The organism is Aureimonas sp. SK2, assembly GCF_029813115.1.
In the GTDB taxonomy this organism is placed as follows: Bacteria; Pseudomonadota; Alphaproteobacteria; order Rhizobiales; family Rhizobiaceae; genus Aureimonas.
Genome location: NZ_JAPZDS010000009.1, coordinates 92291 through 105004, shown reverse-complemented (window position 1 = coordinate 105004; position 12714 = coordinate 92291). Strand labels below are relative to the sequence as shown.

Sequence of the window (12714 nt, the reverse complement as noted above, 5' to 3'; positions counted from 1 at the left end):
ATGGCCGCCGTCGCACACCGGCGCCTTGCCGGCACCATTGCCCACCGCACCGCCATCCTCCTCTATATCGCCGTCGCGCTGTTTCCGCTGTTCTGGCTGCTCAAGGTCTCGGTCACGCCGAACGCCCTTCTCTACAGCGAAGGGGTGCGGCTGTGGCCGTCGCGCACGAGCTTCGAACACTTCGCCTTCGTGCTCCGGAACAGCGATTTTCCGCTGTTCTTCCGAAACAGCTTGATCGTCTCCCTGTCGACCGCCGTGATCGTGACCCTGATCGCGGCCGGCGCCGGCTACGCGATGTCGCGCTTCCGGTTCCGCGGCAAGCTGTGGCTGATCGGGCTGATGCTGGTGACGCAGATGTTCCCGCTAGTGATGCTGATCGCTCCGATCTTCCGCATGCTGGCGCCGCTCGGCCTCACCAACAGCCTGACCGGCCTCGTCATCGTCTACACCGCCTTCAACGTGCCCTTCGCCGTCTTCCTGATGCAGTCCTTCTTCGACGCCATCCCGAAGGATCTCGATGAGGCGGCGATGATCGACGGTGCCAGCCGCTTCCAGGCCTTTCGCGAGATCATCGTGCCGCTGACGCTGCCCGGCATGGCCGCGACGCTCGGCTTCGTCTTCACGGCTGCCTGGAGCGAACTCCTGTTCGCGCTCATGCTGATCTCCAAGACGGATGCCAGCACCTTTCCGGTGGGGCTCCTGTCCTTCGTGTCCAAGTTCGGCGTCAACTTCGGACAGATGATGGCGGCCGGCGTCCTGGCGCTGATCCCGGCGCTCCTCTTCTTCCTCCTCATCCAGCGCTTCCTCGTGCAGGGCCTTACGGCCGGCGCGGTCAAAGGCTGAAGGGCACGAACGACATGGCCACGATCGATCTCAAAGCCGTCCAGAAATCCTTCGGACCCATCCATGTCCTGCAGCCGGTGGACCTCCAGATCAGGAGCGGCGAGTTCGTCGTCCTGGTGGGTCCGTCGGGCTGCGGAAAGTCGACGCTCCTGCGGATGATCGCCGGCCTGGAGGAGACCACGTCCGGTGACATCCTGATCGCGGGCCAGCGCGTGAACGACATGGAGCCCAAGGACCGGAACATCGCCATGGTGTTCCAGTCCTACGCGCTCTACCCGCACATGAGTGTCGCCGGGAACATGAGCTACAGCCTGAAGCTCCGGAAGACCGCGAAGGAACGCATCGCCAAGGCCGTGAAGGGTGCTGCCGAGACGTTGGGGCTTTCGAAGCTGACCGACCGCAAGCCGCGCGCTCTTTCGGGCGGCCAGCGCCAGCGTGTGGCCATGGGGCGCGCGATCGTGCGCCAGCCGCAGGCCTTCCTGTTCGACGAGCCCTTGTCCAACCTCGACGCCCGGCTCCGCGAGCAGATGCGGGCCGAGATCAAGAAGCTCCACCAGCGCCTTGGCGCCACCTCCATCTACGTGACCCACGACCAGATCGAGGCCATGACCCTGGCCGACCGGATCGTCGCGCTCGACGCCGGCCGCATCCAGCAGATCGGCACCCCGCTCGACCTCTACCAGCGCCCGGCCAACCGCTTCGTCGCCGGCTTCATCGGCTCGCCGGCGATGAACTTCGTCTCCGGCACCTTTCGAAAGGGCGACGAAGGACGGCCGCCGCATCTCGACGCCGGCCATGCCGCCATACCGCTCGCCGAACTCGGCATCGCCGACGGCCGAGCGCTGACGATCGGCATCCGTCCCGAACACATCGTCTTCGCCGATCCCGAGGCGACGGACGCGATCGACTGCGATGTGGAACTGGTCGAACCGACGGGCGTCGGGACCATCGTCCATCTGCGTTTCGGCGACGTCGCCCTGAAGGCCTACAGGCCCGGCTACGGCGATTGGAAGGCAGGCGGGCGCCTGCGCATCCTTGCCCCGGTCGAGCATATCCACGTCTTCGACGGCGAGACGGGAATGCGCATCGAGCACGGGGGAGAAGCGAGGGTTTGAGGGCGCCCGCTTCGGCTCACCCGCTCCAGCGTTAGTGATCGCGCATGCAACCCCGAGATGGGATGCGCATTCCCTGCCCGATGGGACTGTGTATCGGAGGCGGCCTCGCTGGGCTCCTCTGCCAATCGAGAGGGTTCAACTATGTCGACTTCCTACAGCCGTGACGAGCGCCCCGTCGACCGCGACGTGGATCGCACCGTCGTCGTGACCGATCGTGGCCGCAGCGGCGGCTCCGGCTGGTTCATCGCGGGGATCGTCGTCGTCGCCCTGGTGATCGGCGGCTTCTTCCTGTTCGGCGGCAATCTTGGCACGGGCGTCGGCTCGAGTGCGGGCGGCGGGACGACCAATATCACCGTCGATACGCCGGACATCAATGTCGGCTCCCCCGCGGCCCCGGCCGGCGGCGCGTCGTCGGGCTCCGCGACCCCGGCTCCGGCCAACTGATTTTCGCCACTCGCTCGGAAAAGGGGGTGCGACCGCGGGCGTCGCACCCCCTTTTTTTGCGCGCTACAGTCATTCCCTCCCTCACGCCATCCTTGGATCGCGACTGCCGAACGCGGAATTCGCCCGGAACGACCGCTTGCGGAAGCGAAAGCACCCAGCCTAGTCTTCGTGAGCGTCGGTTCCGGCATCATGGAGATGGATCAGCATGTGCCACCAGTGCGTCATCGAAAGCGTGAAGAGCTCCATGCTGTCCCGCCGGTCGTTCTTCTGGGGCGCGTCGGCCGCGGCCGGCGCATCGCTCGCCTCCGGCCTCGTCTCGCCGCGCCCCGCGCTTGCGCAGACAAGCGGACGCGTGGTCGATCTCACCCATGCCTATGATGGGCAGTTCCCGACCTTCGACGGCGCCCCCGGCATCGTCGCCGAGGAAGCCGTGAACTTCGACAAGAGCGGCTACCAGCTCTTCAAGCTCACGATCTTCGAGCACACGGGAACCCATATCGACGCTCCGCTGCATTTCAGCAAGGACGGCGCGAGCGTCGACGAGTTGGAGCCCCAGAGCCTCGTCTGCCCGCTCTGCATCATCGACATCACCGCGAAGGCGGCTGACGATCCCAACGCCACGGTGGAGGCGGAAGACGTCGAAGCCTTCGTCTCGGCCAATGGCGAGATTCCTGCGGGAGCGTGCGTCGCCATGCGTTCGGGTTGGGCCGGGAAGGTCGGCACCCCGTCCTTTCGCAACAACGAGGCGGGACAGTTCGCCTTTCCCGGCTTCGGCAAGTCGGCGACCGACCTTCTCGCTGAACGGAACGTCGCCGCCATCGGCGTCGATACGCTGTCGCTCGATCCCGGCAATTCGGCGGACTTCGCCGTCCACACGTCGTGGCTGCCGGGGGGCCGCTACGGCATCGAGTGCATGAACAACCTGGAGGAACTCCCGGTGACGGGGGCCACGGTGTTCGTCGGCGCGCCGAAGCACAAGGGCGGAACCGGTGGCCCGGCCCGCGTGCTGGCACTGGTCTGATCCCGCCTCGCAAGGCGTGTCGTTAGACTGTGAGACCGGCTTTCGCTACGCCCTTGCTTGCAGAAAATGCCCTGCAACAACAGACAGATCGCACACGACGCGGCGCGATCGCTGCGCGATCACGCAAATGCGTCATTGCAACACACGCCGTGATCCATCAATCTATCACAGTGGTCGCATGATATGGGCGACCCGAACCCAGGAGCCGTGCAGGACCCACGACCATTCGAACGAAGGGAACGCAAGATGGATACTCTGACGACCAGCGACATCGTCGCAACTCAGCCGAGGCCTGAAGAGGACGACGTCCTCTCCGCTTTCGCACTGGCTCCGTCAGAACCGGATCCGGAGATCGAAGAGCGGACGTTTGCCGACAGGCTGGAAGACTTCCTGAAACTCGCAAGAGCCCACTGATGCCCTGAGCGGAGGGGCTCCAGAGCCTCGGGCTCCCCCGCTCGCCCGCATCCCCCATTGCCGGCCAAAACCTCGGTCAAGCCGACCGTGGCGGTCGCTTATCGGACACGCTTCATGAGCTGCCGATCCCCCGCCCGACTGGCGCCGCTCTGGAGGGACGCCCCTTCGGCCGGCGCGGCGCGTCCGCCGAGGTGGCGGAAGCGGTTCCGTTCGCGTGTGGGCCGGATCGCGCTTCATGACGAAGGAGACGGTCGACGTCGATGGCGGCGCTGATTGTCCCCGAGACCGTCAGCGCGCGATGCGCAGGGCCGAGATTTCGTCGGTGATGGTCGCGAAGGCTCGCAGGAGATCGTTGGAGTTCTTGGCGTCGTAGTAGAGCTTGGCGCCCTTTCCGTCGATACCATTGGAAGCGCAGGCGCGCAGGCGCTCCTTGATCGGGCTGCCGTCCTTCAGGTCGAAGGCGATGGAGAAGATGACCACGCCGTCGCCACCGTCGTCGTTGGTGCCGTCCTTCTTGATGTTCTCGCAGGTGAGACTCATGGTCTCGTTCATGGCCGCAGTGATGCTGGAGATGTTGGCTCTGGGCGTGGTCGCCTTGGTGGCGTCGAACATGCGGCCCGTCCGGATCTTCTCCACCCCGCTCTTCGTCTCCATGAACTGACCATAGCCGTATGTGCCGAACTGCGAGCGGTTGGCGTTCGTCAGTTCGATCTGGTCGCCGTTCGTATACGAGGCGTTGTAGGTGTTCTCGCCGTCCGTCATGAGGACGATGACCTTGAGATTATCCTTCGTGCCCCGCGCGCGCCCTTCCGAGAAGGGTTCCCCGCTGGTGAGGGTGCGCCATCCCCAGGCTAGACCTTCGGCGATGTTCGTTCCGCCGCTTGCAATCATGCCTTGAACGGCGGCTACGGCGGTGGACTGCGTAGCCGTCAGCGGCGTGATGGCTGCGGTGGTGCATCCCCTATTGGGACCCTTGTCAGTATTGAAGTCGGCGTAAGCCGTAGCGTTCAGATACCGCGTTATGTCCCTTTGCGCTCGAAGCGCGTCATTGTCGTTCGCATACGCAGATATTGGGAGATAATCGTTCTTCTGAGATACGAGTGTTCCTCCCCAGTTGTATTCCGACGGAGCCAGGAAGGGCACGAAGAGCGTGGCGGGATCGATTACGGTCGGCGCGTCATCCGTGATCGCGTATCCCGAAGGACGCGATTGAACGCAGCCTTTCCACTTCCAGTTGGAATTGCGCAATCCGAGCTTTGTAAAAATCGTGAACTTGGACGTCGGCAGCGTCAATCCCGGCACCTTCCAGTCGAAGTCATCATGGTTGGAAGGGCTGAGGCCTGCCGTATCCATCCACGAGGGCGGCGGACTTTTTGCACCGACATTGACCGATGCGGCGAAGGGCACGACGGAAATTCGAACTGGATCTTTCGAGTTGGCTAGCGGCTGAGGCGCCAGCATCTGCTCGACAAGTTTCTGGGATGCGTCACGCAGAGTTGTGATCTTCGGTGTAACTCCGCCGAGCGGGGGGTTATTCATCGAGCCCGAATTGTCGAGCACCAGCGCCAGTTCGATCGAGCGGTTGGAGACGACGACCTCGCTGGTCACTTCCAGACGCCAGGTTTCGAGATTGACTTTCCCCTTCGTGACGAGCTTCACGGCGCTGCCGAAGAAGGTCGGCTCGTCGCGCGTCGCCTTCACGCTGAGGACGTTGTTGCCGTCGACCCGGCTAACGCCCTGATAGGTGAAGACGGTGTTGTCGCTGGCGTCGTGTCCCTCGTTCGAGAAGAACAGGGCCTTGGCCCACCGCTCAAGCTCGGCGGGGTCCTGCGTGCGGCCATATTCCTTGGCGGCCCCGAGCGCTGCCGCGTCCACGGAGCGCTGCATGCTCCATTTGGCGCCTTCGACATTGGCCGTGTCGACCGCCATGCCTGCCGTCACGATGACGACGGGGAGAAGCAGGCCGAACATCATCGCGACGTTGCCGCTTCTGTCGCGGCGCATGGAGGAGATCGGATTCACGACAGGTCCTCCATCGGATCGGGAGAGGCGATCATTTCCACGCAATCTCGGAGCCCTTTCGCGGCCGAAAGGCGAAGGTCCGCTCGAAGTCCAGCGCTCCGAACTCTCCGCCGAGCCCGATCAGCGGGACATAGCGGTAGGTGACCTTGGCGAAGACGAAGTAGGCGTTGGTCAGATCCTTGAGGTCGGGGGGAAGCGAATAAGGAGTGCCGCGGGTGGCCGCGACGGCGGTGCCCTTGCGTGACCAGTCGACGGTCGCCTTGCCGTTGGCGTCGGTCTTCACCGTGGTGATGGTGATCTCGGGCTTCCTGTCGCCGGGTCTGCCGACGATGGCGTCGGAGATCAGGAGGACGTTGCGCATGCGCGTGTCGTCCATTTCCGGCGAGCGGGCGACGATGCCGCCCACAGTCTCCGCGGCGTTGTCCACCCGCCGTTTCGTGATCAGCGCGTCCGAGGCCTCGAACGTGCCGATATAGAGAAGCAACATGACCGGGAGGATCATCGCGAACTCGACCGCGGCGGCGCCCTTGCGGTCGCGGATCAGACGGGGGCGGGACGACCGCTTGGTCTTCGACATCGCCGCCGGTCCTCAGCAATTGGCCTTGGTGGAAGTCGCGCCGCCGAACGGCTCGTTCAGGAAGGCCGCGGTGGCCCCGAGGACCGCGTTGCCCTTGGTGCCCTCCATCAGGCGGCTGAGCATCGCCGCGGTCCACGGCCATTCGTAATAGGCGCGGATCACCGTGATCGTGTCCTGGCCGCCGGGATTGAAGCAGAAATTGTCGCGATCGACCGCACCGTCGCGCAGCGTGACCGTCACTGGGATGGCCTGGCCTGCAGGAAAGGTGCGCACGTCCAGCGACAGCCGGTCGCAGGACATCAGCATGGAGATGTCACCGCAGATCTTCCGGCGGAACGCGTCGGCATCCGTGTCCGCCTTCTGGACGGCGCCGGTCATCACCTGACGCGCGGCGACGTTGACGGCATGGTTCAGCATCACGCCCGCAGTGGTGGCGAGGGCCGTCTCGATCATCGCAAAGAGCAGAAAGAAGAAGGGCAGCGCGACCAGCGCGAACTCCACGGCCGCGGCGCCCGACCTGTCGCGACGGAAACGCAAGGCCGACGCCCGCGCGCGGCCGATGATCGACTCGAGACTTGCTACCATGGATTGAAGGTGTAGGACGCGAGTTCCTAAAAGGGGTTTAAACTTCCGACTCGCATTCAACGCATGAAAGCTTTTCCCTCCCAGGACCAGCGGACGGCGATTTCTCTTCCCTGCAGCCGGGCCGAACCTCGCGGATCCGACACAACACCTATCCAAGGTACATAACAGGCTCTAGGCTCCCGTCGGGGAACGGAGGAGGCGATCATGGGCCGCACCGCAAGGATTCTCGCCGGCATTTTCGCCTGGGGTCTGATCGCGGCGGCATCCGACGCCCCGGTCCAGGCACAGATGCCCGAGCGAACGATCGTCCCTGCCCCCGATGCCGACTACTACGGCCATGACTTCGACATCCTGAAGGACGTCGACCAGAACCTGTGCGAGACGGCCTGCCTGTCGGACAATCAGTGCCAGGCCTTCACCTTCAACACGTCCAAGGGCTGGTGCTTCCTCAAAAGCGAGGCGGGCGAGCTTCGGGCGGCGCCCGGCGTCGTGTCGGGCCGCATCGCGGTCGCCGCCGCGCCCGGCGAGCTGGAAGAGCGCGAGCGCCAGCGCAGCGCCGAACTTGCAAAGCTTCCCCGCCTCGATCTCGACGCCGCACGCAGCGTCCGGCTCGGCCTTGCCGAAGAGGAGCGCGACGCCGCGATCCCAGCCGGCGAGGCGCTGTGGCCCTATGCCGACGCGGCGCTGGAGCGTCGGGACTACGCCGCCGCCATGGCGGCCTATCGCGAGGCGCTGCGACGCGATCCGTCCTCGGGGCGTGCCTGGCTCGGCCTCGCGCTCGCCAGCCTCTCCTTCACGTCGGACGACTATCAGGCCGCGCAGGACGCGAAGGCGCTACGGCAGTCCTCCGCCGTCAACGCCTATCTCACGGCGGGCGAAGACCGCGAAAAGGCGGCGGCCCTCGATTTCCTGGCCCAGGGCTTTGCAGCGGACGAGAACTGGAAGGAGGCGATCCGCACCTGGCGGGCGGCCCTCGCCATCCAGGAACGGCCGGACGCGCGCAAGAGCCTCGACGCGGCGCTCGCCGAACACGGCTTCCGTATCATGGGCAACACGGTCGACAACAACGCCTCGTCGCCCCGCATCTGCCTGACGTTCTCCGAGCCCTTGAACGCGTCGATCACATCCGGCGAAGCGGCGTGCGACTACGTTCAGGTGGAGGGCGGCGACACGCTGCCCGTCTCGGCCTCGGGCTCGCAGATCTGCGTCGAGGGCGTGACGCACGGCTCCCGCTACCGGATCGTCGCGCGCAAGGGCATCCCGTCGGAAAGCGGCGAGGTGCTCGCGAAGAACGTCGAGAGCTCCGTCTATGTGCGCGACCGCGACCCGTCCGTGCGCCTGTCGGGCAACGCCTATGTGCTGCCGGCCGGCGGCGAGGCCTCGATCCCGGTCACCAGCATCAACACCGACACGATCGAGGCTCGACTCCTGCGCGTCGGCGACCGGGCGCTGGCGCGCACGATCGGCGCCGGCCGCTTCCTGACGCAGCTCGAAAGCTACACGCTGGACGAGGTGAACGAGACCGACGGCGAGACGGTCTGGACCGGCGCCGTGGACGTGAAGCGCACCGCCAACGAAGAGGTGACGACGGCCATTCCGGTGGCCGCGATCCTCCCCGAGCGCAAGCCCGGCGTCTATATCCTGTCGGCCAAGGCCAAGAACGCGCGCGCCGGCGACGAGGCGCCCGCTACGCAATGGTTCGTCCTCACCGATGTCGGTCTGACGAGCTTTGCAGGCGCCGACGGGTTCCACGTCTTCGCCCGCTCGCTCGGCTCCGCCGAGCCGATGGGGGGCGTCAAGCTCGACCTCGTCGCCGTCAACAACGAGATCCTGGGCACCGCCGAGACCGACGCCGCCGGCCATGCGCGCCTCTCGCCCGGTCTTCTCAAGGGCACGGGCGGCGACCGGCCGGCGCTGCTGATGGCGACCCGAGCCGACGGCGACTTCTCCTTTCTCGACATGACCGCCGCGCCCTTCGACCTGACGGACCGGGGCGTCGAAGGCCGGGAACCGGCCGGCGCGCTCGACGTCTTCCTGACGCCCGAACGCGGCATCTACCGGGCGGGCGACACCGCCCACCTGACGGCCCTGATGCGCGACGGTCGCGGCGCGGCGGTGGAGGGCCTCTCCATGACCGCGATTCTCAAGCGGCCGGACGGCGTCGAGGACCGGCGCCTCCTGCTCCAGGCTTCGCAGGCCGGGGGCCTCGCCTTCGACCTTCCCCTCCCCGCCGGCGCGATGCGCGGGCTCTGGACGCTGGCGCTCCACACCGACCCCAAGCAGCCGGCGCTTGCCTCCACCTCCCTGCGCGTCGAGGACTTCGAGCCGGAGAAGATCGACTTCGACCTCGCCCTGCCCGATGCGCCGATCGACCCGGCCGCGCCGCCGAACCTCGACGTCGCCGTCCGCTATCTCTTCGGCGCGCCGGCGGCGGGGCTCGGCGTGTCCGGCGAGACGGTGCTCTCTGCCGCCGATGGCCTTGCCGCCTATCCCGGCTTCCGCTTCGGCCTGGCCGACGACGCGCCGACGCCGACGCGCCTTCCCTTCGAGGCGGACCCGACCGCCGAGGACGGCACGGCCACGATCGTCCTCGCCCCGTTCGAGCCGCCGGTGACGACGAAGCCGCTCCAAGCCTCCGTCCAACTTCGCGTGACCGACGCGGGCGGACGGCCGGTGGAGCGCTCGCAGATGCGTCCTCTCCTCGGCACCAAGACGCGCCTCGGCCTTCGCCCCCTCTTCGACGGCGCGGTCGGCGAGAACGCCGAGGCCGGCTTCGAGATCGTCGCGCTCGGTCCCGACGGCGCGCGGATCGGGCGCGAGAGCATCGGATGGGTGTTGAACAAGGTGACGACCGACTTCCAGTGGTATTCCGTCAACGGCCGCTGGAACTACGAGACCACGCAGCGCAAGGAGCGCGTGGGCAGCGGCACGCTCGCCGTGCCCGCCGACGCGCCGGCGCGCCTCACCGTCCCCGTCGCCTGGGGCAGCTACGAACTCGTGCTGAACGACCCCGCGCCGGACGCCCTGCCCACGAGCGTCGCCTTCGAGGCCGGCTGGTACGTCGCCCCGAGCTCGATGGAAACGCCCGACGTCCTCAAGCTCTCGCTCGACAAGCCACGCTACCGCGTCGGCGACACGGCCACGGTCCACATCGAGCCGCGCTTCGCCGGCAAGGCGCAAGTGCTGGTCATGGGCGAGCGCGTGGTCGCCAGCGTCTCGGCCGACATCCCGGCCGAGGGCGTGGACGTGAGCCTTCCGGTGACGCGCGACTGGGGGCCGAGCGCCTATGTCGCCGCCATTTTCTACCGCCCGATGGACCTCGCCGAGAAGCGCATGCCCGGACGGGCTCTCGGCCTTGCCCATGCCGGCGTCGAGCCGGGCGAGCGGGCGCTCTCGGTCTCGCTGTCGGCACCGGAGCGCATCGCGCCGCGCGACGTTCTGAACGTCGACGTACAGCTCGCCAACGTCCAGCCGGGCGAGACGGCCTACCTGACGCTCGCCGCCGTCGATGTCGGCATCCTCAACATCACTGAGTTCGCGCCGCCCTCGCCGCAGGACCACTATTTCGGTCAGCGGCGCCTCGGCGTCGAGATCCGCGACCTCTATTCCCGCCTGATCGACCGGATGCAGGGAGCGCCCGGCTCGGTGCGCTCTGGCGGCGACGCCGGGGCGGACGGCTCGCGCCCGCCGCCGATGGACGACCTCGTCGCCCTCTTCTCCGGGGTCGTGACGGCGGATGCGGATGGGCGCGCCACCGTCCCGCTCGAAATTCCCGACTTCAACGGCACCTTGAAGCTGATGGCCGTCGCCTGGTCGAAGTCCGGCGTCGGCGAGGCGGATGCGGACGTTCTGGTGCGGGATCCCGTGGTGGCGCAGGTCAGCCGGCCGACCTTCCTCAGCCCCGGCGACCGCTCGCGTATCCAGATCGACCTCAACCATGTGGAAGGGCCGGCGGGCCGGGTCCACCTCGCGCTCTCGGGCGGAGGCGAGGCACTGCGGATCGAGGCCAATGCCGAGGCCGACATCGAGCTGACCGAGGGCGGCCGCGCCCGGCTCCTCGTGCCGGTGGAAGCCGTCGCGCCGGGCGATGGCGCCATGGAACTCGCCGTCGTGACGCCCGACGGCGAGACGCTGACCAAGAGCTTCTCGCTTCCCGTCCGCTCCATCCAGCCGCGCGAGGTGAAGAAGAGTCGCTTCGAGATCGTGGCCGGAGGCTCGCTGGAACTCGGCTCCGACGTCGTCGCCGATTTCCAGCCGGACACCGGGCGCGCCACCCTGTCGGTGACCCGCTTCGGTGGCTTCGACGTCGCCGGCGTCGTGGCGGCGCTCGACCTCTATCCCTATGGCTGCACGGAGCAGCTCACGAGCCGCGCCCTCCCCCTCCTCTATCTCGACCAGACGGTGCTTGCCGCCGGCCTTCCCGGCACGGACGACGTGTCCGAGCGCGTGGCGACCGCGATCCGGGGCGTCCTCGCCAACCAGGATTCGGCGGGCAGCTTCGGCCTCTGGTCACCCGGCGGCGGCGACCTCTGGCTCGACGCCTATGTCACGGACTTCCTGACCCGCGCCCGCGAGACCGGCCACGACGTGCCGCAGGAAAGCTTCACCCTGGCGCTCGACAACCTCGCCAACCAGATCGCCTACCTGCCCGACCAGCCGGACTGGTCGAAGGCGGCCTATGCCTATTACGTGCTCGCCCGCAACGGCCGCGCGGCGATCGGCGACCTGCGCTACACCGCCGACAACGAGGCGGGCGGCTTCAAGACGCCGCTCGCGCAGGCGCAGCTTGCCTCCGCCCTCTCCTTCTACGGCGACGCGGCCCGCGCCGAAACGCTGATGCGACTTGCTGCGGCCCATGCCGCGAGCGGGACCGACGTCCCGGCCCGCGACGACTACGGCACTCCCTTGCGCGACGGCGCGGCGGTCGCGACCCTGGCGCTCGAAACGGGCGTCGGCGGCGTCGACCTTCAGCCGCTTCTCGCCAAGGTCGGCACGGAGCGGGCGGCCAAGCACTACACCTCGACGCAAGAAGACGTGTGGTCGCTGCTCGCCGCCCATGCGGCGCTGGCCAGCCAGCCGCCCGAGCTCGACGTGGATGGAGCGCCGCGCGAAGGCGGCTATTCGCAGACGCTCGACGCCGCCCGCCTCGCCACCCCGATCCGGATCCGCAACCGGGGCGAGGCGCCGGTCTCGGCGGCCGTGACGGTCGCGGGCGTGCCGCTGGTCGCGCCGCCGGCCGAGGCCTCAGGCTACGAGATCACCCGCGCCTACTACACACTGGAGGGTGAGGAGGCCGACCCCGCCGCCATCGCGCAAGGCGATCGGCTGGTCGCGGTGATCGACGTCCTGCCGGTGGACAAGGCGGCCGCGCGGCTGATGATCGACGACCCGCTGCCGGCGGGCCTTGCCATCGACAACCCGTCGATCCTGAAGGGCGGCGACGTCGCGGCGCTCGACTTCCTGGAACTCACCGGCGAGGCCGCGCATACCGAGTTACGCGCCGACCGCTTCCTGGCTGCTGTCGATAAGGCCGAAGGCTCCACCGAGCCCTACCGTTTCGCCTATATCGTGCGCGCCCTGTCGCCCGGCGAGTTCGTCCATCCCGCCGCCATCGTCGAGGATATGTACCGGCCCGAGCGGCGCGGGCGCACGGAGGAAGGGCACGTGTCGGTTGTCGGCCCGCTCCGCTGAAG

9 protein-coding genes are annotated in these 12714 nt (G+C 67.4%); 6 read left to right on the top strand and 3 right to left on the bottom strand.

Annotation, left to right across the window (positions count from 1 at the left end; translation table 11 throughout):
• The 5 genes from O5O54_RS12875 (at position 1) to O5O54_RS12855 (ending at position 3837) form a co-directional block, all read left to right on the top strand.
• The gene (locus O5O54_RS12875) at positions 1–843 is read left to right on the top strand and encodes a carbohydrate ABC transporter permease (protein ID WP_279482194.1); all 843 of its coding nucleotides are present in this window, start codon (positions 1–3) and stop codon (positions 841–843) included.
• A gap of 14 nt (positions 844–857) precedes the next feature.
• Entirely contained in the window at positions 858–1958 is a 1101-nt protein-coding gene (locus O5O54_RS12870) for a sn-glycerol-3-phosphate ABC transporter ATP-binding protein UgpC (protein WP_279482193.1), read from the top strand.
• A gap of 141 nt (positions 1959–2099) precedes the next feature.
• On the top strand, positions 2100–2402 hold the full coding sequence (locus O5O54_RS12865) for a hypothetical protein (protein WP_279482192.1): 303 nt from the start codon (positions 2100–2102) through the stop codon (positions 2400–2402).
• Positions 2403–2607: 205 nt separating this feature from the next.
• On the top strand, positions 2608–3423 hold the full coding sequence (locus O5O54_RS12860) for a cyclase family protein (protein WP_279482190.1): 816 nt from the start codon (positions 2608–2610) through the stop codon (positions 3421–3423).
• A gap of 246 nt (positions 3424–3669) precedes the next feature.
• Positions 3670–3837: a hypothetical protein gene (locus O5O54_RS12855; RefSeq protein WP_279482189.1), complete on the top strand. Its 168-nt coding sequence runs from the start codon at positions 3670–3672 to the stop codon at positions 3835–3837.
• A gap of 288 nt (positions 3838–4125) precedes the next feature.
• Here O5O54_RS12855 and O5O54_RS12850 read toward each other — a convergent pair whose 3' ends face one another.
• Genes O5O54_RS12850 through O5O54_RS12840 form a run of 3 tightly spaced genes read right to left on the bottom strand, consistent with a single transcriptional unit; the run spans position 4126 to position 6973 of the window.
• Positions 4126–5859, bottom strand: coding sequence for a pilus assembly protein TadG-related protein (locus tag O5O54_RS12850; RefSeq protein WP_279482187.1), 1734 nt, complete (start codon positions 5857–5859; stop codon positions 4126–4128).
• A 31-nt stretch (positions 5860–5890) separates the two neighbouring features.
• Positions 5891–6436, bottom strand: coding sequence for a pilus assembly protein (locus O5O54_RS12845; protein WP_279482186.1), 546 nt, complete (start codon positions 6434–6436; stop codon positions 5891–5893).
• A 12-nt stretch (positions 6437–6448) separates the two neighbouring features.
• On the bottom strand, positions 6449–6973 hold the full coding sequence (locus O5O54_RS12840) for a pilus assembly protein (protein WP_279482185.1): 525 nt from the start codon (positions 6971–6973) through the stop codon (positions 6449–6451).
• A gap of 252 nt (positions 6974–7225) precedes the next feature.
• Between O5O54_RS12840 and O5O54_RS12835 the strand changes: the two genes are divergently transcribed.
• Positions 7226–12712 carry an alpha-2-macroglobulin family protein gene (locus O5O54_RS12835; RefSeq protein ID WP_279482184.1) on the top strand — a complete coding sequence of 1829 codons (5487 nt, stop codon included), beginning with the start codon at positions 7226–7228 and terminating at the stop codon, positions 12710–12712.
• Positions 12713–12714 lie beyond the last annotated feature (2 nt).

Excerpts from the sequence above, each read along its gene's own strand:
- O5O54_RS12875 (WP_279482194.1), top strand. The coding sequence starts at position 1 with ATGGCCGCCGTCGCACACCGGCGCCTTGCCGGCACCATTGCCCACCGC.
- O5O54_RS12870 (WP_279482193.1), top strand. The coding sequence starts at position 858 with ATGGCCACGATCGATCTCAAAGCCGTCCAGAAATCCTTCGGACCCATC.
- O5O54_RS12865 (WP_279482192.1), top strand. The coding sequence starts at position 2,100 with ATGTCGACTTCCTACAGCCGTGACGAGCGCCCCGTCGACCGCGACGTG.
- O5O54_RS12860 (WP_279482190.1), top strand. The coding sequence starts at position 2,608 with ATGTGCCACCAGTGCGTCATCGAAAGCGTGAAGAGCTCCATGCTGTCC.
- O5O54_RS12855 (WP_279482189.1), top strand. The coding sequence starts at position 3,670 with ATGGATACTCTGACGACCAGCGACATCGTCGCAACTCAGCCGAGGCCT.
- O5O54_RS12845 (WP_279482186.1), bottom strand. The coding sequence starts at position 6,436 with ATGTCGAAGACCAAGCGGTCGTCCCGCCCCCGTCTGATCCGCGACCGC.
- O5O54_RS12835 (WP_279482184.1), top strand. The coding sequence starts at position 7,226 with ATGGGCCGCACCGCAAGGATTCTCGCCGGCATTTTCGCCTGGGGTCTG.